Annotated in this window: 18 protein-coding genes; 8 read left to right on the plus strand and 10 right to left on the minus strand. The window is 38.8% G+C overall.

Annotated features, from left to right (window positions below):
* Window positions 1-223 precede the first annotated feature (223 nt).
* Window positions 224-1,090 carry an RNA polymerase sigma factor RpoH gene (rpoH, locus tag AC3KZC_RS03120; RefSeq protein ID WP_490578077.1) on the plus strand — a complete coding sequence of 289 codons (867 nt, stop codon included), beginning with the start codon at window positions 224-226 and terminating at the stop codon, window positions 1,088-1,090.
* Window positions 1,091-1,147: 57 nt separating this feature from the next.
* Here the strand turns inward: rpoH and AC3KZC_RS03125 are convergent, their stop codons facing one another.
* The 4 genes from AC3KZC_RS03125 to gpmI form a co-directional block, all read right to left on the minus strand.
* Window positions 1,148-1,903: a divergent polysaccharide deacetylase family protein gene (locus AC3KZC_RS03125; RefSeq protein WP_490578200.1), complete on the minus strand. Its 756-nt coding sequence runs from the start codon at window positions 1,901-1,903 to the stop codon at window positions 1,148-1,150.
* A gap of 119 nt (window positions 1,904-2,022) precedes the next feature.
* On the minus strand, window positions 2,023-3,210 hold the full coding sequence (locus AC3KZC_RS03130; RefSeq protein WP_490578076.1) for a S41 family peptidase: 1,188 nt from the start codon (window positions 3,208-3,210) through the stop codon (window positions 2,023-2,025).
* A 38-nt stretch (window positions 3,211-3,248) separates the two neighbouring features.
* Entirely contained in the window at window positions 3,249-4,391 is a 1,143-nt protein-coding gene (locus tag AC3KZC_RS03135) for a murein hydrolase activator EnvC family protein (protein WP_490578199.1), read from the minus strand.
* A 5-nt stretch (window positions 4,392-4,396) separates the two neighbouring features.
* Window positions 4,397-5,941, minus strand: a complete 1,545-nt coding sequence (gene gpmI, locus AC3KZC_RS03140) for a 2,3-bisphosphoglycerate-independent phosphoglycerate mutase (protein ID WP_490578075.1) — start codon at window positions 5,939-5,941, stop codon at window positions 4,397-4,399.
* A 283-nt stretch (window positions 5,942-6,224) separates the two neighbouring features.
* Here gpmI and AC3KZC_RS03145 point away from each other — a divergent pair, with 283 nt between their 5' ends.
* Genes AC3KZC_RS03145 through gpsA form a run of 4 tightly spaced genes read left to right on the plus strand, consistent with a single transcriptional unit; the run spans window position 6,225 to window position 8,440 of the window.
* Window positions 6,225-6,656, plus strand: coding sequence for a rhodanese-like domain-containing protein (locus AC3KZC_RS03145; protein ID WP_490578074.1), 432 nt, complete (start codon window positions 6,225-6,227; stop codon window positions 6,654-6,656).
* Between the two features lie 2 nt (window positions 6,657-6,658).
* Complete coding sequence (gene grxC / locus AC3KZC_RS03150; RefSeq protein ID WP_490578073.1) at window positions 6,659-6,916, plus strand: glutaredoxin 3; 258 nt, start codon at window positions 6,659-6,661, stop codon at window positions 6,914-6,916.
* A 25-nt stretch (window positions 6,917-6,941) separates the two neighbouring features.
* Window positions 6,942-7,427 (plus strand): protein-export chaperone SecB, encoded by a 486-nt coding sequence (secB, locus tag AC3KZC_RS03155; RefSeq protein ID WP_490578072.1) that lies wholly within the window; start codon window positions 6,942-6,944, stop codon window positions 7,425-7,427.
* A 2-nt stretch (window positions 7,428-7,429) separates the two neighbouring features.
* Window positions 7,430-8,440 carry an NAD(P)H-dependent glycerol-3-phosphate dehydrogenase gene (gpsA, locus tag AC3KZC_RS03160; RefSeq protein WP_490578071.1) on the plus strand — a complete coding sequence of 337 codons (1,011 nt, stop codon included), beginning with the start codon at window positions 7,430-7,432 and terminating at the stop codon, window positions 8,438-8,440.
* On the opposite strand, the gene AC3KZC_RS03165 is transcribed toward gpsA, so the two are convergent.
* Together AC3KZC_RS03165 and trmL are read right to left on the minus strand one after the other, a co-directional pair.
* A complete protein-coding gene (locus AC3KZC_RS03165) occupies window positions 8,437-12,240 on the minus strand; it encodes an EAL domain-containing protein (protein ID WP_490578070.1) in 3,804 nt (1,267 codons plus the stop codon). The genes gpsA and AC3KZC_RS03165 overlap by 4 nt on opposite strands.
* Before the next feature lie 146 nt (window positions 12,241-12,386).
* Window positions 12,387-12,851, minus strand: coding sequence for a tRNA (uridine(34)/cytosine(34)/5-carboxymethylaminomethyluridine(34)-2'-O)-methyltransferase TrmL (gene trmL / locus AC3KZC_RS03170; protein WP_490578069.1), 465 nt, complete (start codon window positions 12,849-12,851; stop codon window positions 12,387-12,389).
* Window positions 12,852-12,987: 136 nt separating this feature from the next.
* Between trmL and AC3KZC_RS03175 the strand changes: the two genes are divergently transcribed.
* The gene (locus AC3KZC_RS03175) at window positions 12,988-13,884 is read left to right on the plus strand and encodes a cation diffusion facilitator family transporter (protein WP_490578068.1); all 897 of its coding nucleotides are present in this window, start codon (window positions 12,988-12,990) and stop codon (window positions 13,882-13,884) included.
* On the opposite strand, the gene AC3KZC_RS03180 is transcribed toward AC3KZC_RS03175, so the two are convergent.
* From AC3KZC_RS03180 to AC3KZC_RS03190, 3 genes are read right to left on the minus strand one after another with little or no spacing between them, the layout of a single operon-like run.
* Window positions 13,842-14,801 carry an alpha/beta fold hydrolase gene (locus tag AC3KZC_RS03180; RefSeq protein ID WP_490578067.1) on the minus strand — a complete coding sequence of 320 codons (960 nt, stop codon included), beginning with the start codon at window positions 14,799-14,801 and terminating at the stop codon, window positions 13,842-13,844. The genes AC3KZC_RS03175 and AC3KZC_RS03180 overlap by 43 nt on opposite strands.
* Before the next feature lie 5 nt (window positions 14,802-14,806).
* On the minus strand, window positions 14,807-16,189 hold the full coding sequence (locus tag AC3KZC_RS03185) for an ATP-binding protein (protein WP_490578066.1): 1,383 nt from the start codon (window positions 16,187-16,189) through the stop codon (window positions 14,807-14,809).
* Window positions 16,186-16,875: a response regulator gene (locus AC3KZC_RS03190; protein WP_490578065.1), complete on the minus strand. Its 690-nt coding sequence runs from the start codon at window positions 16,873-16,875 to the stop codon at window positions 16,186-16,188. Before AC3KZC_RS03190 ends, AC3KZC_RS03185 begins: the two co-directional genes overlap by 4 nt.
* 136 nt (window positions 16,876-17,011) lie before the next feature.
* On the opposite strand from AC3KZC_RS03190, the gene AC3KZC_RS03195 reads away from it, so the two are divergent.
* Window positions 17,012-17,446, plus strand: coding sequence for a Spy/CpxP family protein refolding chaperone (locus tag AC3KZC_RS03195; protein WP_490578064.1), 435 nt, complete (start codon window positions 17,012-17,014; stop codon window positions 17,444-17,446).
* A gap of 61 nt (window positions 17,447-17,507) precedes the next feature.
* Here the strand turns inward: AC3KZC_RS03195 and AC3KZC_RS03200 are convergent, their stop codons facing one another.
* Window positions 17,508-17,813, minus strand: a complete 306-nt coding sequence (locus tag AC3KZC_RS03200) for a DUF4144 family protein (protein WP_490578063.1) — start codon at window positions 17,811-17,813, stop codon at window positions 17,508-17,510.
* A 129-nt stretch (window positions 17,814-17,942) separates the two neighbouring features.
* Between AC3KZC_RS03200 and AC3KZC_RS03205 the strand changes: the two genes are divergently transcribed.
* Window positions 17,943-20,477 carry an EAL domain-containing protein gene (locus AC3KZC_RS03205; protein ID WP_490578062.1) on the plus strand — a complete coding sequence of 845 codons (2,535 nt, stop codon included), beginning with the start codon at window positions 17,943-17,945 and terminating at the stop codon, window positions 20,475-20,477.
* Window position 20,478 lies beyond the last annotated feature (1 nt).

The following is a 20,478-nucleotide window of genomic DNA, read 5'->3' on the forward strand; positions in this document are numbered from 1 at the left end:
AAGTTAAGCAACTAGCACGCAAGGTTAGTGTGCAAACACTGAATTCAAATTAGACATATTACGTATTTATTTCCATTCAATTTTGTTTCTTTTTCTTTAATTACTTAAACCGAAATAACTTGAGCTTAAGAAAAATATTAAGGCAATAAGAAATGAAATGAAATTAGCACTCTCAATGAAAGAGTGCTAATATCGTTTCAAAGATGGATCCCAGAGGTGAAATATGAGCAAAGATTTACACGCGATGATGTTAACAGTTCCACAGCAAAGTGGCAGTATGGAAGGCTACCTTCAAGCTGTTAGCGGTATTGCAATGCTAAGTGCGCAAGAAGAACAAGCATTAGCGGTAAAGCTTCAACAAGACGGTGACTTAGATGCTGCAAGGCAGTTAATTATGTCGCATTTACGTTTTGTGGCTCACATAGCTAAAGGTTATTCAGGCTATGGTTTGCCACAAGCTGACCTAATTCAAGAAGGTAATATCGGCTTGATGAAAGCTGTAAAGCGTTTTGACCCTTCAGTAGGTGTTCGTTTGGTTTCCTTTGCGGTGCATTGGATTAAAGCTGAGATACATGAATATGTATTAAAAAATTGGCGTATTGTGAAGGTGGCAACCACTAAGGCTCAACGTAAATTATTCTTTAATTTGCGTAAAAATAAAAAGCGCTTAGGTTGGTTTAATCCTGATGAAGTGTCAACTGTAGCTAATGAGCTAGGTGTTACTGAAAAAGATGTTCGCGAAATGGAAGCGCGTATGAGTAGCCAGGATATGGTTTTTGACCTAACTACTGACGATGATGATTCAGCATCAGCAACTCAATATTCACCAGTGCAATATTTAACAGATAATAGCCTTGATTTGGCCGATAAAATCGAGGAAGACCAGTGGGAAGAGCAAACTCACAACCGCTTGTTTCATGCATTAAAAAGTTTAGATGAGCGCTCTCAGGATATTGTTCAGACGCGTTGGTTAAGCGATGATAAAGCCACGTTACAGGATTTAGCTTCAAAGTATAACGTATCGGCTGAGCGTGTTAGACAGCTAGAAAAAACCGCAATGAAAAAGTTACAGCACCTGTTAACGGCTTAGTATTAAATTTTAAAAAAAACCACTTCAAATGAAGTGGTTTTTTTGTTTTACTGCTTGTTAATCTTGAGTTTTTTGCAACTGTTCAGGCTGATTTAAAGAGGCCAGCTGAACATATTTTTTATTTACTAAATCAGATAGTGGGACCAATTTAATTCCTTGTTGCGCTAACTTAGGTAAAGCGTGCTCAAGAAAGGCCAAAGTTTCAGGATATGGGTGAGCAATCGCGATCGCATATTCATTCTTTTTTGCTAGGCGAATAAGCTGATTCATGCGAAATGTCATCTGTTTTTCACTTGGAATATTATCAAGAAAAACATGGCGACTTATATTATCAACACCAAATAAGTTAGCCATATGTTGCGCTTGGCTGTGCTGTGTGGTTTTACTATCTAGAAAGTACAGGTTTCTCTCTTTGAGTATTTCCATCGTCCAAGACATTGGGATAATTTTTTGAGTGAGAAAAGAGCCCATATGATTATTGATCCCTTTGACTTGTGGTAAGTCATCAAGAGCGCGAGTCAATGTCTGCTGGAGTTGCTGTTTATTCATGTCATAGGTAATGGCGCCAGGGCCGAGTTCTTTACCGCTTATCGCTTGCATTGGGACATGCAACAGCATTTCTTTACTAGCCAATTGCGCTTGTAGCGCAAACGTTTTAGCAAAGGGGGTAAACGGTAAAATAGAAAAAGACACCTCGCCCGGAAGTTTTATAGCATCGAGATCTCGTTCATGATATCCAATATCATCAATAACAATAGCCACTTGGCCAGCGAAGCTAAAATGGCTAACCATAACAGCTAACAACGAAAGCATCTTGAGTTTTAAGCGCACTTTTATATCTTTTTATTATTATGGTAACTCACCACTTAGAGGCATGAGTTACTTAGTTATTTTTATTATTGTTTTGTTCACCAAAGAACAAAATACCTAGGCTAATATTTTTTTAGTATTTTTTGAGCCTCTTCTAATTGTACATCGCGAAGCGCGGTAAGCAAGGGTTGATTATTCGTACCGCTGCTCATTTCTAGTAAGGTTTGGCTATCTTCACTGGGTAGTTTGAGTTGGTCTATTGCGATATCCGGTATTATTCCTATACCATCAATAGATTGACCTGATGGTGTATAGTATTTTGCTGTCGTGAGTTTTAAGGCGGTGTGACCATCACCTAAAGGGATTAAAGACTGTACTGAGCCTTTACCATATGAGCGAGTGCCAACAATAATTGCCCTGTGATTATCCTTTAGGGCGCCGGCTAAAATTTCTGCAGCAGAGGCTGAGCCTTTATTAATTAACACAACAATAGGAGCGCCATTGAGTACATCACCTTTTTTTGCAAAATATTCATGATTGGCATCATAAAAACGACCTTTTGTGGTGACAATAATACCTTGCTGTAAAAATAAATCGGAGATATCAATCGCACTGCTTAATACGCCTCCTGGATTATCTCGAAGATCAATCAGTAAACCAGCTAAGGCTTGTCCATTTTCATTGGTTAATCGAGCGAGTATTCGGGCCACATCATGAAGAGTATGATTATTAAAGTTACTAATTCTTATTAATGCATAGCCTGTATCTGCGAGCTGACCTGTAACACTTTCAATCTCAATTTGTTCTCTTTGTAATGTAAATTGCAGTGCACTACTGTAGCCGCTGCGCGCAATGGCGAGCTTAATTTTCGCAGTTTTAGAGTTGCTAATTAATGACGCAACATTTTTGATTGGTTTGTTAATAACGGTTTCATTATTTACTTTCAGTAATATGTCCCCTTTTTTTATACCAGCAAGAGAGGCAGGAGAATTTGGAAGTGCTGCAACGATAATGATATGTTCATCTCGTTGCTCAACTTCAATACCTAAACCAGTATATTGTCCATTAGCAACATTAAATAAATCTTCTAATTCTTCAGTGTCTAGGTAATCAGAATGTGGATCAAGTTGTTTAATTAATGATTCTATAGCGGTGTGATTTAATTTTTTAGGGTCTATTTCATCAACATAAAAAGCTTGAATATGTTCAAGAATATTCTTTAACTCTGTCGCTGAGTCATCAGCATAGACAGAGTTTGATGAAATAAAGGTGAAGCAAAAGCAGAGTAAAAATTGAAGTAAAAGTTTCATTGGCTCACTCCTAATTCGAGTGTAGCCAACTACTTACGTTATAGTTTTCTACACCATGTGGTGGGGTTGACCGCGCTTCCCTTGTGCCGTATTTCGAAGTATAGACTAGGATCGCTTTGTCCACCGCTTTGGCCTACTAAAGCTATCACTTCACCTTGGCTGACTTTATCACCGACCTCTTTTAAAATGGCTTGGTTGTGACCATAAAGGCTCATAAATCCTTCACCATGATCAATTACTATCACCCATCCAAACCCTTTTAGCCAATCAGAAAAAACAACTTGGCCACTATAAATAGTTGAAACGGGGCTGCCTTCTTTGGCTGAAATTACAACCCCTTTCCATTTAAAGTTTCCATGTTTATGTTGCCCAAATACATGGCTATGCTTTCCTCTGCTGGGCCAATTTAGCTTGCCTTTTAACGGCATTAATCCATCTAAATTAATTGTTTTTTTAGCTTCTTCATGAAGTGTTTGTAATGTTTGAACAAGCACTTGTTCATTTTGTTTTAAGTAATCAATCGCAGATAAAGTGGATGAAAATTGCTTTTCGAGTAGGGCTAAATTTTGTTTACGATCTTTTTGAGCTAGTTCTAGCGCTTTTTGCTTTTGTTGTTGTTGATGAACTAATTGCACTAACTCATTTTCGCTATTTTTTAATTTTTCTTGAGTATTTTCAAGTTCAGCTAAAGTACCTTTTAGAGTGTCAATTTGTTTTAATCGGGCGCTATTTAGATAGCTATAATAGCTTAACGTGCGTTCAAAACTTGCCACTTCTTGCTGATTTAATAAAAGCTTGCTGTAATCATGGCTTCCAGTCATAAAGGCACTTTTGAGTTGTGCAGCAAGTGCGGCTTGCTGTGTTGATTTGTTTTGTATCAGCTCACTAATTTTATCTTTTAGTGCAATTTGTTCGTTGCGATTAAATTCAGTTGAAAAAAGCAGTTCTTTAAGTGATTTTGCATTTTGTGCAATTTCAAACTCTGAATTTTTAAGGTTGATCTCAAGCTGGCTGATTTGTGTTTTTTGCGCGGCTAAGCGCTCAGCATTAACCTTGAGTTCTTTTTGGATGGTTTCGAGATCTTCTTTGGTGCGAGTTTCATTGCCATTGGCGTACGCTAATGGCAATGAAAGTAAGGTGCACACTAGGGGTAAGATTATTTTTTTTATTGTATTACCCATCACGTTTATTGTACTTGCATGATCGTTGTGCCAGTCATTTCCTCAGGTTGAGCCATGCCAAGTAGGTGCAGCATGGTTGGAGCAACATCACTGAGCTTTTTATCTGATAAAGCCTGAGCTTTGCGGCCATAATAAATAAATGGCACAGGTTCACTGGTGTGTGCTGTGTGTGCTTGTCCTGTCTCTTCATTTTGCATTTGTTCTGCATTGCCATGATCGGCAGTAATAAGTGCTTCACCACCTGTCTGTGACAAGGCTTCTATTACTCTGCCAATACAATGATCAACAGCCTCACAAGCTTTTACCGCTGCACTAAATACACCAGAATGGCCAACCATGTCACCATTTGGGTAGTTACAAATAATGACATCATGTTTTCCTGCATGAATCGCTTCAACCAGTTTATCGGTTAGCATTTCTGAATTCATTTCAGGTTGCAAATCATAAGTCGCCACTTGTGGTGAAGGAATGAGAATACGGTCTTCACCTTCAAATAGGGCTTCTTGACCGCCACTAAAGAAAAAGGTCACATGGGCATATTTTTCAGTCTCGGATATACGCAATTGCGTTTTATTGTGTTTGGCGAGCCATTCACCGAGCACATTTGTTAGAGCAACCGATGGAAATGCAGAAGGTGCCGGAATATCTTTTGCGTATTCAGTCATAGTCACAAATGCGGCTAGTTTAGGTGATTTGCTTTTTACAAAACCATCAAAGTTTTTATCAACAAATACACGGCTCATTTGGCGGGCGCGATCGGCTCGGAAATTTAAAAACAGTACTGCGTCGCCGTCATTGATTTGTGCTGCTTCTTGTAATGAAGGAGTGATGCTGGTCGCAGCAACAAATTCATCGTTTTCGTCGCGTTCATAAGCAGCTGCAAGTGCTGCCGTGGCATCTGTAAAATGATAATCAGCGGTTGCTTGGGTCATTAAGCTATATGCTTTTTCAACACGATCCCAGCGGTTGTCGCGATCCATCGCATAGTAACGACCAATTACTGATGCGATGCGGCCACACTGTAATTCATTGAATTTATTATCGACTAATTCAATCGATTCTTGTGCGCTGCGAGGTGCAGTGTCGCGACCGTCTAAAAATGCATGCAAGTAAACAGATTTTGCACCGCGTTGTGCCGCTAACTCTATTGTGGCCAGGATGTGTTCTACATGGCTATGAACGCCACCAGGGCTTAAAAGGCCCATTAAATGAACTGCTTTGTTGTTTTTTACTGCTTGGTCGATTGCATTTACAAAGGTCGGGTTTTCAAAAAACTCACCATCGGCAATGGATTTTGTAATGCGAGTGAAATCTTGATAGACAATTCGGCCAGCGCCTAGATTAACGTGTCCAACTTCAGAGTTACCCATTTGCCCTGGCGGTAAGCCAACATCCAAACCTGAGCCTGAAATTAATGTACTAGGGCAGGTTTGCCATAATTTGTCCATCACAGGAGTGTTTGCAGCTAAAATAGCATTACTTTCGGGATCTTCTCGATAGCCCCAACCATCTAAGATTATTAATACTAAAGGCTTTTTTTTAAATGTCATTACAGCTCCTGTGTTTTTTCGCAAATCAAATTTTGAAATGAGTGGGCTAAGCATACCGTTTTTTTTTTTCTTATTCAGCAAAGAAACAGAGATATTAAAATAATTCACCTTTATACATCGAAAATAATAATGTATAAAAATTGCCGCCACAGAATGCTTTTTACAAGAGATTATAAAATTCTTTAAAGAGCCTGATTTGCCTTGTCTCAGAGGCTGGTATCTTAGTTCTAAGCGTGTATACTTACGCGTTTTGTATAAACTTAAATAAGAAAAGTGGAAGGTCATGGAGCAATTGGTAGAATTTATTGGTAATCATCCGATCTTAAGTATGATCTGGATTGGTTTAGTTATGGCGATTGTTTTAGGTTGGTTTAAAGCGCGCTTTTCTGCAATTAAACACATTAATCCTCAGCAATTAACGTTATTGATTAATCGTGAAAATGCAACCGCGGTTGATATTCGTGCTTTAAAAGATTTTAATGCAGGCCATATTGCAAGTTCAGTTCATTTAAGTGCCGAAAAAGCGAAAGAAAAAGAGTTCTCAGCGCTTGAAAAGCTAAAAAGTGCGCCCATTATAGTTGTATGTAACACTGGAATGACTGCTTCAGGCGTCGCTGATAATTTAAATAAAGCGGGTTTTGAGCGAGTTTATATCCTTTCTGGTGGTATTGGTGCTTGGCAAAATGCTGGCTTACCCATGACTACGGAGCGTTAAATATGGCTGCAACAGTTGTTCTATATACTAAAGATTATTGTCCTTACTGTACTCGTGCTAAAGCATTATTGAGTAGCAAAGGCGTTACATTTACAGAGTTTGATATTGGTAAACAACCCGAACTTCGTGATGAAATGATCGCAAAAGCAAATGGTGGCACAACGGTCCCACAAATATTTATAGGTGAACAGCATATCGGTGGTTGTGATGATATGATGGCGCTTGAGTCGAAGGGCAAACTTGATGCTTTGCTCAAATAATTAATAAATTTCAATAGGAAGTAACATGGCAGAACATGATCAAAATGCAGCGCAAGAGCAAGTAGGCCCTCAGTTCGCAATTCAACGTATTTATACAAAAGACATTTCTTTTGAGACGCCTAACTCACCTGCAATTTTTCAAAAAGAATGGACGCCGGAAGTTAAATTAGATTTAGATACTCGTTCAACTCGTTTAGATGAAGGTGTATTTGAAGTTGTTTTAGCCTTAACAGTTACTGCAACTATCGGTGATGAAACTGCTTTTTTATGTGAAGTACAACAAGCGGGTATTTTCACAATTACAGCAGTTGAAGAAGGTCAGTTAGCGCACATGCTTGGTGCATTCTGCCCAAATACTTTATTTCCTTATGCTCGTGAAGCTGTTTCTAACTTAGTTAACCGTGGCACTTTCCCGCAGTTAAATTTAGCACCTGTTAATTTTGATGCTTTATTTGGTCAATATGTTCAGCAACGTGCAGCTCAAGTTGAGCAGGCTCAAGCAGACGCATAATTATGACAACAGCTAAATACGCTGTGTCAGTCTTAGGGGCGGGCTCTTATGGGACCGCCCTTGCTATTTGCTTGGCTAGAAATAACCATGCAATAGGCCTTTGGGGGCGTGATGCAAACCATATTGAAACATTAGCAAAAGATCGTGCAAATGAACGTTATTTGCCTGGTGCGTCTTTTCCTGAATCACTACAGTTGGAATCTGACCTACAAACGGTTGTAAGCCAATCAGAAACAATTTTGTTGGTTGTGCCAAGCCATGCATTCTCTCAAACACTTCTTAGTATTAAGCCGTTTTTAATACCTGGCAGTAAAGTTGCTTGGGCAACTAAAGGGCTTGAGCCAGATACGGGACGTTTATTACAAGATGTTGCTCGTGAGATTCTAGGCAGTGATATTTCACTTGCTGTGATTTCGGGGCCAACCTTTGCTAAAGAAATGGCGATGGGTTTACCGACAGCGATTTCAGTTTCTTCTACAGACTCATTATTTGTGAAGCAACTTTCTGATTATCTGCACTGTGGCCGTTCATTCCGAGTGTATAGTAATGATGATTTCATTGGAGTACAGCTTGGTGGTGCAGTTAAAAATGTAATTGCGATTGGGGCTGGTATTTCCGATGGCTTTGGCTTTGGTGCAAACGCACGTACAGCCTTGATTACCCGAGGACTTGCTGAAATGTGCCGTTTAGGTTGTGCTATGGGCGCAAAGCAAGATACTTTTATGGGGATGGCTGGGTTGGGCGATTTAATTTTAACCTGTACAGATAACCAATCAAGAAATCGTCGTTTCGGTCTCGCTCTTGGACAAGGCTCTGATGTTGAAAAAGCACAAACAGCGATAGGGCAAGTGGTAGAGGGTTATCGTAATACGAAAGAGGTTTATTTACTGGCTAAGCGTGTTGGTGTTGAAATGCCCATTACGGAACAGATTTACCAAATACTTTACGAAGGTAAAAATGTGAAAGAAGCGGCAATGTCGTTATTAGGTAGACAAAAAAAGGCTGAGAGTTAACCAGCCTTTTTATTTGATAGTTTTATTTTTTTGGTTATCGTTAAGTTTTCAATTTCGCTAACAGCGACTGGAGGGCTAAAATAATATCCTTGTACCACATTACAGCCCATCACATGAAGTAAATATGCTTGCTCATAGGTTTCAACTCCTTCACTTACCACGTTAATATTAAGGTATTTAGCCAGCCTAATGATGGTTGAAGTAATATTACGATCTTGCTCACTGGTTGTGATATCCATAATAAATGAGCGATCAATTTTTAAGGTGTCGATTGGAAATTTCTTTAAGTAACTTAAAGAGGAATGCCCAGTACCAAAGTCATCGAGAGCAATTGAAAATCCGAGAGTTTTTAATTTATTCATTTGTTTTAAGGCAAAATCTGGATCTTGCATCATTGCACTTTCAGTGATTTCAAGTTCAAAGTGGCGACCGCTAATATTAAATATCGATAAATACTGAGCTAGATCTTCGATAAGATTAATATGCTGAAAGTGAACCGCTGAAATATTAATTGCAATTCTCCCTTCGAGCTTACCTTGTTCATACCAATATTTTGTTTGTTTGAAAGCTTGCTGAATAAGCACTTTTGTTAAAGGAGTGATGGCACCATTTTGTTCTGCTATCGCAATGAACTCAGCCGGGCCAATGATGGTTCCATCCGCTTGAGGCCAGCGAACTAAGGCTTCAAAACCAACTATTTTATTTGTCAGAGTATTAAACTTGGGTTGGTAATAAAGTATAAATTCTTTATTTTCAATAGCATGAAATAGTGCGCTCTCTTTTGATAAACTTTGAACGCTCGATGTTTTGAGCCGTTTATCATAAAACTGAAAGGAGTTTTTACCATTACGTTTAGCGTGGTTTAAGGCACTATCTGAGCTTCGCATTAAGCTTTCTGAATCGAGTCCATTATCAGGGTAAAGAGCGATGCCGATACTGGCCGAAACACTGACTTCAATATTATTTAAGGTAAAATGATTAATTTGATTTAAAAGCTTTTCAGCAATTCGTTTGAGATAAAAAATAGTCATGCTTGAATAAAGGTAAGGTGGAATTAAGATCGCAAATTCATCACCTCCTAATCGGGCTAAAGTGCAGCTGATGTCAATGTGTTGTCCAATGCGTTCGCTAACCAGCTTTAATAGGTTGTCCCCTTCGGTATGACCTAATGATTCGTTGATCTTATGAAAATTATCTAAATCTAAAAACATTAAGGCAAAGCTAGGATGAGCATCTTTACTGTCATTAATTGCTTTACTTAGGTGTTCAATAAACAAAGTACGATTAGCTAGACCTGTAATAGGATCGCGTGTTGCGAGGCGTTGAAGTTCTTTTTCATTGCGTTTTTTGGCTGTGTTGTCGGTAAACATGCCGATATAAGTGAGCGTGTTTTTTAAGTTAAAAAACGATTTTTGCTCTATTTTGGTAATGGTTAAGTCTAAATAAAAGTCTTCGCCATTTTTTCGTTTGTTCCAAATTTGACCCGACCAAAAACCATTAGCATGCAACTCTCTAAAAATAAGCTGTTCTAGTTTTAAATCACGTCCTTTTTTATTGTAAATTCGTGCTGATTTACCCATTAGCTCAGACTGTTGAAAGCCGGTTAAAAGGCTAAAAACAGCATTTACTTCAATAATTTTGAGGTTGTGATCAGCAATCCATACCGCTTCTTTAGTTTGGCCTAATAGTGAATAGGTTAGCGTTTTATTTTTTACATCATTATTTTTATAAATAAACCAAAAAAAGAGGGTGATAATAAAAATTGTTGCAGCTCCAAAAATACTGGTTGGGTTGAGCTGCTTCGTATCTTCGGTTATCAACGTAATATCGATTGTTTGTAAGGAAGGTTGGCCATCATTTTGAATTTGCAGTGAATGCGCTCCTTCAGGTAATGATATTAGGTTTAATGTTGCCTGATTAGGGGCCAAGTTGAGCCAGTCATTATTCGGTTTAAAGCGATATTTCAAATTAAATGCTTTAGCTTCACTGGGCAGTTGGGCTGCTATTTTTAGCTGTATGTTTTGTGCATTATTTGGAAGAGAGATTGTATTAGTTGGAAAAAGGAGTGAGTTTTGCCCGTTATAAGAAAAATTAACTTCAGATAATCTCAACGTATCAGTTGGTTTTTGGCTTGTTTGTTGTGGTTTTAATAAAAATAGTGCCTGTTCATGGTTGATTAAGAGCTGCTGTTTATAAGATAAAAAGTTAAGTACATGTGGCTCAGTAATTTGGTTGTCGATGTATTCAATATTTCCTGTTACATAGTCAAACAAGGAGGCTTTTTGCTCGTAAAGTAGCCAGTCTCTGGTTAGTGTATCAGGTACTATTTTACTGGTTGGCCCTTTTAAAAGTAATTCTATTTTACTATTTGGTAGGTCTTCGTTTTTTAGGCGCCAAAGCCCATTTTGGCTAGCAAAAATAAATGCATTGTTCAGTGCATCATAGCGAAGGTCATTTATAGTCGAAACGGAATTAGGCAAAGAATAGAGTAAGCGGCTTTGGTTGTTTTTGATGTGGTAGAGATGCTTATTCGTTGTGAAAATAACTTCATTAAACTGGTAATGCGCTATAGCACTAATTCCTTCAAAGGTTAATTTTGCCCCTTTGTTAAAATCATTTAAATCAAGATAAAAGATATTATCGGCAGTACTTAACCAAAGTTGTTTATTTGCTAAGGTGAGGTGTTGAACACCTTGTTCCATGGATATTTTGACTAGTTGGCTAGTGTCTGCGTCAAAAAGGTAAACACCATCATAACGACTTAAAAACCATTGAGATTGTTGATAGAAAATAATGTCGCTAAAAGGAGTGCCATTGGTTGCATTATGGGAAACAAGCACTTGTAGCTCTTGAATTGGAGGTGTTTGTGTTACAGCTGATTTTGCTACAAGAGCGGTGTATGAAGTGACCCATTGGCCTTGTGGATTTTTAAACCAAATACGTTGTTGGTTATCAATGTAACTATTATTTAGGGTCGCTGTCGAATCAAGTTTAATCTGAGTATTGAGATGGGTGAGATTATCATGTTTAAATATATCACCAGCTAAGGTGCCATAGAAGAATCCTTGATCAGAGTGTTTTATGGAGGTTATTTTTTTATCTGTTAAAGCTAAATAAGGCTGTAACTTTTGCTCTTTTATTTGAAATAGCTGATTTTTGTTTGTAACGACCCATGCTCGAGCTTGATTATCAACGCTAATTTGCTTTATACCGTCAGGTAATGCATTGGAGGCTAAAACGACATTTTTTTCGATATCAATTAAAAATAGCTGCTGTTCTGAATTGGCAAGCCAGAGTAAATTGTTAGCAACAAGCGTAAATTCATTCACGATGCCAAGCGGTAGGTTAATTTGAACGACAGTTTGTTTTTCGCGATTAAAAAACTTTATAATTCCTTGGCTTATAAACCAAATTTGGCCTTTTTCATCTAATTGTAAATGACTAACCGGGCCATTATAGAGATGTTGACTATTCTGATCTTTAATTGATATTTGTTCTAGGCCTACCTCACTTACCAGCCAAATATACTCATTATTACTGGTAATTTCGAAGTAGGAGCTACCTGCTAATCCTGGCAAGTGAGAGGTGGTAATTTTATTAAAGTTGATCCCATCAAAGCGATAGAGGCCCGCAGTTGTCGTTAACCAAAAGTTTCCTAAAAAATCTTGTTCAATATACCGAATGTCTGCTTTGTTAATGGTTAAATTATCAATAATAAGACTTTGTTTAGCGAAAACAAAACAGGAAAGTTGCCAGCACAATAGGGTAAGAGTAAAAAGATAACGCGAGATCCGTTTCATAAGTCACAACTCAAAAATCCATTTGAATTGAGTCTAGTTTGTTTTTTAGAAACTTTCTGGCAGTGTGGCTAATTTAATTGTAAGAATTTGAAAGTAAATGTTATTTTTTGGTTTTTACATCGACCTCAAATAAGAGGTCGATGAGGTTACACTGAGCCTTCAAAACCTAGTTGGCGCCATGATTCAAAGATAAAAACAGCAACGGCATTTGATAAGTTCATGCTTCGGCTATCTGGCTTCATCGGAATACGAAGGCGTTGTTCATTAGGTAGAGATTCAATAATCTCCATTGGTAATCCGCGTGTTTCAGGTCCAAACAGTAAGCAGTCACCTTTTGCAAATTGTGCTTGATGGTAAGGTCCAGATCCTTTGGTTGTACATGCATAGACTTTGTTTGGTTTTTCTGTCGCGAAATAGCTCTCTAAATTAGGGTGACGTTTCACATGGCTAAATTCATGATAATCAAGCCCTGCACGACGCACTCGTTTATCGTCCCACTCAAAACCTAACGGTTCGATTAAGTGAAGAGAGTATCCGGTGTTAGCACATAAACGAATGATATTGCCAGTATTAGGTGGAATTTCAGGTTGATATAAAACGATATCAAGCATAGTGGCCTCAATTAAATAGCTAAAAAGTGATATTAGGTGCTGCTACACCAAATAAGTAATAGTAACAAAAAGAGGTGGTGAGTCGTATTAAAATGATATCATTCCTTATATCGTTTTAGTTTTTTGGACTGGTGTCGTGAGTAAAAGAGATTATGCATTTTGGGTGAAGCTGGCGAGCTGGATCACTATGGCTATGGTCAGTTTGATGATATTGACTAAAATCTGGGCTTGGGTGGTCACCGGTTCTGCTGCAATGCTGGGATCACTTACTGATTCGTTGATGGATATCACAGCGACATTAATGAATTTTTTTGTGCTGCGTTATGCACTTCGTCCCGCAGATGATGATCATCGTTTTGGCCATGGTAAAGCAGAGGCTTTAGCTGGGCTTGGTCAGGCAGCTTTTATTGCTGGAAGTGGTTGCCTATTGGCATTTCATGGTATCGAGCGGATCATAAACCCATCTTCAGTTAGTCACACTGGAATTGGTATTGCCGTAAGTATCTTTGCCATTATTTGTACTTTAGTGATTGTAGTTGTACAAACCCAAGTGATTAAAAAAACAGGATCTATTGCTATAAAAGCAGATTCAATTCATTACAAAGGTGACTTAATTTTAAATGCGAGTGTTATTTTGGCGATGGCGCTCGCTTATTATGGATGGCTTTATGCCGATGGTGTTTTTGCACTCGCTGTGGCGGGCTACTTAGTGCTTAATGCTTGGCATGTTGCTCTTGAGAGTGCGGATCATTTGATGGATAAAGAATTACCCGACGAGGAGAAGTCTCAGATTCTGGCTTGGGTTTGCAGCCATGAGCAAGTTCATGGCGCGCATGATTTACGCACTCGTCAAGCGGGTCAAATTAAATTTGTGCAGTTACATATTGAGTTAGATGATCATTTACCATTGATTAAGGCCCATAAAGTCACTGAAGATGTTGTCGCCATTCTAAGCTCAAAAATGGAAGGGCAACTTGATGTATTAATTCATCAAGATCCGCAGTCTGTCGTTAAGAAATCAAAAAATGTATAAATAGATGTTATAACAGCTGTGCGAATTGTATCTTGCTCGCACAGCAGTTCGTGTTTTGCGGTTGCAAAAAGTTTATATTCAGCGTTTTTATTATGTACAAGCCATGAATCTTGGGCGCTATTTTCAACAATTTCATCTTGACCGGCCTGAAGCAAAAGCACTGGTAAAGAAAGGGTGGTGTGGTTTAACTCTTTAATGGCACTCAATGCAGCATTAAGCCAAGCTACTGTCACCCCCCCTAATTGAATGGCTGGGTTTTGTTGATATGTTTGGCGAAATAGCTGATAGCGCAGCGCACTTTGTGTCAGTTGGTTTTTATTAAAAGGCTTTGCTAGATAATCGCCTTGCCCTAGCGCATAGGATTCACCAGCCCCAAATTTTAGTAATGTCTTAACAATCCCTTTAACGAACCACAATGGAGTGCTTCCTAAATTAATACCAAACATTGGCGAGCAAAAGGCGACTTTTTCGAAGTTGTGAGGGTAATTTTTTAAGTATAAAGCTGCAATGGCTGCACCCATCGAGTGAGCCAATAAATATTTTTTACCTTGCCAGTGAGTATCAACTATACGCTGATTAAAGAGCGCAAAATCATTGGTGTAGTCTTTAAAATCTACAATATAGCCTTTATGTTTATTGGCTAACTTGCGGCTAGATAGCCCTTGGCCGCGGTGGTCAACAATAAATACGGCATAATTATTTTGCACAAACTCCCAAATAAGTTCTTTATATTTTAATAAGCTTTCTATACGACCACTACTGATCACCACTGCGCGGGTCGCTTTTTCAGGAATAACATAAGCATATTGCAGTTCGTAATCATCACAACAGAGCGTACTTTGTACAACTTGCTGTTGCCAAAACGCCTCAATCGCCTTTTGATGTTCAAGTAAGTTATTTTCTTGGCTAATAAACATGAAACTTACGACTCCAAAGGCAGTGTAATGGTCACGCATAAACCAGCATTGGGCTGATTACTTAGATGAATGCTGCCTTGATGAGCTTCTATGGCGTGCTTACTGATTGCAAGCCCTAATCCTGTGCCGCCAGAGTTACGATCTCTTGCTTGAGATACTCGAAAAAAAGGCTCAAAGATAGCCGTTAGATATTCATTAGGTACGCCGGGTCCATCATCACAGATAACGACAAAGAGAGTATTGTTTTGTTGCTTTACCGTAACATTGACTTCAGAGGTGGCATATTTAATCGCATTACGTAATACGTTTTCTAGTGCACTGGCTAATGATTTTGCATCGAAGCTAAATTGGCAATCAACCTTGCCTTGGCAGATTAGCGACTTGTCATGTTGTTTAGCTTCAAATTCAGCATCTGATATTACTTGGCCTAAAACCGAATTAATGTCATTGAGCTCTTTAAATAAGGTGTGGCTTTGGGCTTCTAATCGAGAAAGAGTCAGTACATCTGCAATCATTTTATCTAGGTTTTCAGCTTCTTGTTCAATACGTTGAATATAGGGTAAGGCGTTTGGTGAGCTTTGCATTTGCGCTAAACCTGCAGCCATTTGTAACCGAGTGAGGGGCGAGCGAAGCTCGTGAGAGATGTCAGCAAGTAAGCGTTTTTGGCCGGTCACTAACAATTCTAGTTTTTCAGCCATTTTATTAAACTCTGCCGTTAATTCACCTAGTTCGTCGTGACGAGGACTGATACTTGAGACTCGGCTTTTTAATTGCCCTTGAGCTAACTCACCTGCAGCCTGTTTTAATGCATTAATTGGCTGCATCAGTGTTTTGGTAAATAAAAGGCTTAAAGTCAAAGAGGCACCGAGCGCAATTACAAGTTTTAACCACAATGGCATGAGCTTAAGCTTTAAGATGAAATGAGGTTTTGGATCTATTTGAATTTCATAAAAAAGATATTCTTTATTTTTTACGGTCAATTTAACAGGTCCAAACGCATGATAGTGTTCAGTTAAAATAAATTGCGGTCGTAAATCACGGCTAAAATTAATCAAGCTAATATCAAGATTATCAGGAGTGGCTTGATTGAAAAAACTTTCGTCGGCGTTTTCTGTCGTAATGTAAGTCAAGCGTTGTTTGACCATTCTTGGGTGGCTCACAATCTCTTGGACTGTACGCTGAGTTTTCTCGGCCATTCGCTCAATACTTGAAGCTAAGTGTTGAATATTTTTTGCCATCGGGCCTTCAAGTGGTTCACTACTGACATGACTAGCGGTGATGTTACTTAAAAAAAACGCCAAACTAATGGTGGCCAAAATGGTGACCCAAAACCATAAAAAGATTTTAAAAAAGAGGTAGCGTCTAGGGTCAAAGCTGATGTGTTTCATTGTGTACTACCACAGACAAAAATATAACCTGTGCCTCGAATTGTTTTTATTCTTTCTTCATTAATATGTTCGGCTATTTTTTTTCGAATATTACTAACGTGCATGTCAATAGAGCGGTCAAAAGCAGCTAAACGCCGGCCAAGGACTTGCTCACTAATCTGCTCTTTGCTGATGATTTCCCCTGCATTTTTTAGCAATAAATGCAAAATTTCATATTCGGTACCGGTAAGCAATAAAGCATGCCCCGCAGCATACACTTCACGGCTTTGGGTTTTGACTTCAATATCATGCCACAGTAAATTTTGTGTTTTGTTTGCGGCAGTAATGTGCTCAATTCGACGGGCAATTGCTTTTACACGAGCTAATAATTCTCGGTGATTAAAAGGCTTTGCTAAATAGTCATCTGCACCGAGTTCCAATCCGAAAATTCGGTCAAAGTCTTCACCTCGGGCGGTAAGCATAATAACAGGGGTGAGTTTTTGCTGACGCAAGAGCTTTAGGACTTCAAAGCCATCGCGTTTTGGTAGCATTACATCGAGTAATATTAAGGCAAAGTCACCGGCTAATGCTGCATTTAAGCCAGAGTCACCATCATTTTTTATAACTAAATTAAACCCTTGGGCGCCAAGATATTCACTTAGTAATTCGCATAGTGCAATGTCATCATCGATGAGTAATACGTGCATTTTAATCTCCTCTAATGGTGTTAGTTTACCTCGCCATAATTCGAATTGGCATTCTTTACACAACCTTTACGTTGCTTTGCGTTCCTTTTCATTGAATTGGTTATAGTTAGTTCGTCAACCCACTAGGAGAGTTACCATGAAATTATCGCAAATTTTTTTGATTGCAGGCTTAAGTGCTGCAACTTTATTTTCAACGGCAAGTATCGCAAAACCTGACGCGGATATGTTTCGCTTTTTACAATCTGAAAAAGTAGCTAAGCGATTGGCATTAACACCCAACCAGCAAGCTCAGATCGCAGCCATGGCCACCTTGAGTAACGCTGATTTGAGTCCGTTTAAAGAAGCAATGAAGAGTAAAAAAGCGGAATTAAAAGCCATTGTGCATGCAGCGCAATTTGATGAAGCTGCGTTTAGAAGTTTAATGCAAGGCAATCAGACTGAGATGCTTGAAATGGCGGTGATCCGTGCGCGCTATACTAATCAAGTATGGAATGTATTAACACCTGAACAGCAAGAAAAGCTTGATAAAATGCGCAAAAACAAGCATAAAAAAATGAAAAAAGATGAATAGCTAAAAAATAAAGCCTTACTTGAACTAACTTGTGAGGCTTTTTTATTATCCAATATTGAGGTTATTCAGCGAACTCAGCGAGTAAGATAAACCCTTGCTGATAATCGTTTAGCTTGATTTTATCGATACAGCATTGTCCTTCAAGTACTAACGTGTGTTTTACTTTATGACTAAAATCTTCTAGCGATACTTGCCCAAGATGATTGAATAAACCGTCATATTCAAGGCCATCTTGGCATACTAAGCGTAAATCTTGATGCATGCTAAGTGGCAGGCTGGCTAAATATTCACTGAAATTCGTTTGTTTTGCAAAATAGCTCACATCATCAAATCCGACGGTAAAACATAAAATGGGAAAGTTGGGCATAAATAATAAGACCTAAGTCGCATGGTTATGGCATCTATTATTGGCTGAAATTTGTTCTGAATCAATTTGAATCTCACCGCTTTGCGTTAATCTTGCGGCTATTTTTAGTCAATAGCCTGAATCCTCTGTATGCAAGTGAAATCTAAAGCAATGACCGCAGCTGATGTGATGTCTACCAATTTAGTGATGTGTGATGAATTCACTACATTGGTTGATGCCGCTAAAATGATGAGAACGCATCATGTTAGTTCTATTTTTGTTACTCATAACAAGCAGATTGTTGGTATTTGGACTGAATCAGATTGCGCTAAAATAAACTTTTTAGCGCCAAATTTTTCAAAAGCTTATATCAAAGACTCAATGAGTTCCCCGGTTAAAAAGGTCACCAAGCAAACCTTACTTCCAGATGTAACCGCTATCTTTCATCATAATCACTTTCGTCATTTACTGGTTGTTGATGAGGTAGGTGGCGCTGTGGGTATTATCAGTTTAAGCGATGTAGTTAAAAATCAGGGTCTTGAACATTACTTACATTTTCGTCAGGTCGACCAGAGCTTTAATGCTAATGTTCCTATTATCGATAGCGAACAAAGCATTAATGATGTTGCGCAAAGCATGCGACATGAGCGGGTGAACGCGGTACTGGTGTTTAATCAAAAACTTAAACAAACGGGCATTATTACAGAGCGAGATTTGCTTAATGTGCTCGCTGAAAGTAAAAGTGAAAGCCATTGCTGGGCGCTTGCAAGTTGGCCATTGTTAACGATCCGACGTGAGATTAGCTTGTATCGTGCTTACCATTTACTTCAGGCAAATAATATCCGTCATTTAGTGGTTGAAGATTTGGACTTGAGTATTTGTGGTATTTTATCTCTGAGCCACATCATTACCGATATTGAAGCGGCTTATATGACTGAACTTGAAACAGTACTATCGCAACGTAATCAGGCACTTAAAACCTCGCAGAAAAACTTGTATTTGGCAAAGCAAATCATTAATGCATCGCTTGATGGGGTGATGATCACCGATGATAAAGGCACTATTTTTCAGGTAAACCCGGCCTTTACTACGTTAACAGGCTATCAGCCTGAAGATGTGATTGGCCAAACGCCAAGTTTATTAAGTTCAGGTAAACATGATAAAGCATTTTATGACCGTATGTGGTTGTGTTTGCGCCGTGAGCATATGTGGCAAGGTGAAATATGGAATAAAAAGAAAAATGGTGAAGTGTATTTAGAATGGCTCACCATTATTGAAATAAAAGAACCGGATGATGAAGAGTTGTTATATGCGGCAATCTTTAGCGATATCACTGAGCGTAAAAAAGCTGAGAAGCGTATTATCTCACTGGCGTATTTTGATGAGTTAACTCACTTACCCAATCGTCGTTTATTTAGTGATCGCCTTGATATGGCGCTGGCAACGGCCCATCGTGACAATAGCAAACTAGCGGTAATGTTTTTGGACTTAGACCATTTTAAACAAATAAACGATACTATGGGTCATAATGTTGGTGATATTTTACTTCGCCAAGTCGCTGAGCGACTACAGGTGTGTGTCCGAGAGGGGGATACCTTAGCCCGCTTAGGGGGGGATGAATTTACACTCTTAATTACCGAAATTACGGATGTTGAGCAACTAACTGCTTTTGCCTATCAGCTTATAAACCAACTACAAGCACCTTTTAAACTCAATGGCTTAGATGTTTCAATCACAACATCAATCGGTGCAGCAGTCTATCCTGATGATGGTGGTGACTCACATAGTTTGCTAAAACACGCGGATGTGGCGATGTATCGTAGTAAAGACTTGGGGCGTAATTCATTTCAGCTTTATAAACCAGCCATGAATGCGCGTTCGTTAGAGCGTTTAGCAATGGAAAGCAAGTTCAAAAAAGCTCTGCGTACCAATGAATTTAAATTATGCTATCAGCCGCAAATAGACACTAAAAATCGTCGTTTAACCGGCCTTGAAGCATTGCTTCGTTGGCAAAGCCCAGAGCTTGGGAGTATTTCGCCTGCGCAGTTTATTCCCTTAGCAGAGAGTTTGGGTTTAATTGTTGAGCTTGATATTTGGGTGATTAACAAAGCATGCCAGCAAATTAAGCAGTGGCTTGATGAGGGGGTGCCCTTTGCAAAGGTCTCTGTGAATATTTCTGCATTGCATTTTAGCCAAGGCAATTTAGTGTTGGCGGTACAAAATGCATTGCAACATTGGCATGTTTCGCCGCAAAGTTTAGAAATAGAGATTACAGAATCGAGCTTTATTACTTCATTACCTGAAGCTAAAAAAGTACTCACAGCGTTGAAGAAAATCGGTGTTAAAATCGCGCTTGATGACTTTGGCACAGGGTATTCTGCATTAAGCTATTTAACGCAGCTGCCAATCGATACAGTTAAAATTGATGCAGGTTTTATTGCTAAAGTCCCCGATGAGTATGGTAATAGCCAAATAGTCACCGCAATAATTGCATTGGCTAAAAGTTTACGGCTAGGTCTTGTAGCTGAGGGGGTTGAAAAAGCCACGCAATTGCTCTTTTTAGAGCGCTTAGAGTGTTATGTGATACAAGGGTTTTATTTTAGTAAACCCTTGTATCCATGCGAATATGCACGTTTTATCGCTCAAGAAGACTTCACTGTTTTATCGCACTGTATGAATGAGTAAG

It is taken from the genome of Pseudoalteromonas sp. J2K-J031 (genome assembly GCF_058197095.2).

Bases quoted from the DNA above. Each gene is read 5' to 3' on its own strand.
- grxC (WP_490578073.1), top strand. From the start codon at position 6,659: ATGGCTGCAACAGTTGTTCTATATACTAAAGATTATTGTCCTTACTGT.
- AC3KZC_RS03185 (WP_490578066.1), bottom strand. From the start codon at position 16,189: ATGAAACACATCAGCTTTGACCCTAGACGCTACCTCTTTTTTAAAATC.
- trmL (WP_490578069.1), bottom strand. From the start codon at position 12,851: ATGCTTGATATCGTTTTATATCAACCTGAAATTCCACCTAATACTGGC.
- AC3KZC_RS03130 (WP_490578076.1), bottom strand. From the start codon at position 3,210: ATGAAACTTTTACTTCAATTTTTACTCTGCTTTTGCTTCACCTTTATT.
- AC3KZC_RS03205 (WP_490578062.1), top strand. From the start codon at position 17,943: ATGCAAGTGAAATCTAAAGCAATGACCGCAGCTGATGTGATGTCTACC.
- AC3KZC_RS03145 (WP_490578074.1), top strand. From the start codon at position 6,225: ATGGAGCAATTGGTAGAATTTATTGGTAATCATCCGATCTTAAGTATG.
- gpsA (WP_490578071.1), top strand. From the start codon at position 7,430: ATGACAACAGCTAAATACGCTGTGTCAGTCTTAGGGGCGGGCTCTTAT.
- AC3KZC_RS03135 (WP_490578199.1), bottom strand. From the start codon at position 4,391: ATGGGTAATACAATAAAAAAAATAATCTTACCCCTAGTGTGCACCTTA.
- AC3KZC_RS03190 (WP_490578065.1), bottom strand. From the start codon at position 16,875: ATGCACGTATTACTCATCGATGATGACATTGCACTATGCGAATTACTA.
- AC3KZC_RS03200 (WP_490578063.1), bottom strand. From the start codon at position 17,813: ATGCCCAACTTTCCCATTTTATGTTTTACCGTCGGATTTGATGATGTG.
- rpoH (WP_490578077.1), top strand. From the start codon at position 224: ATGAGCAAAGATTTACACGCGATGATGTTAACAGTTCCACAGCAAAGT.
- AC3KZC_RS03180 (WP_490578067.1), bottom strand. From the start codon at position 14,801: ATGTTTATTAGCCAAGAAAATAACTTACTTGAACATCAAAAGGCGATT.
- AC3KZC_RS03125 (WP_490578200.1), bottom strand. From the start codon at position 1,903: ATGCTTTCGTTGTTAGCTGTTATGGTTAGCCATTTTAGCTTCGCTGGC.
- AC3KZC_RS03195 (WP_490578064.1), top strand. From the start codon at position 17,012: ATGAAATTATCGCAAATTTTTTTGATTGCAGGCTTAAGTGCTGCAACT.
- AC3KZC_RS03165 (WP_490578070.1), bottom strand. From the start codon at position 12,240: ATGAAACGGATCTCGCGTTATCTTTTTACTCTTACCCTATTGTGCTGG.
- secB (WP_490578072.1), top strand. From the start codon at position 6,942: ATGGCAGAACATGATCAAAATGCAGCGCAAGAGCAAGTAGGCCCTCAG.
- gpmI (WP_490578075.1), bottom strand. From the start codon at position 5,941: ATGACATTTAAAAAAAAGCCTTTAGTATTAATAATCTTAGATGGTTGG.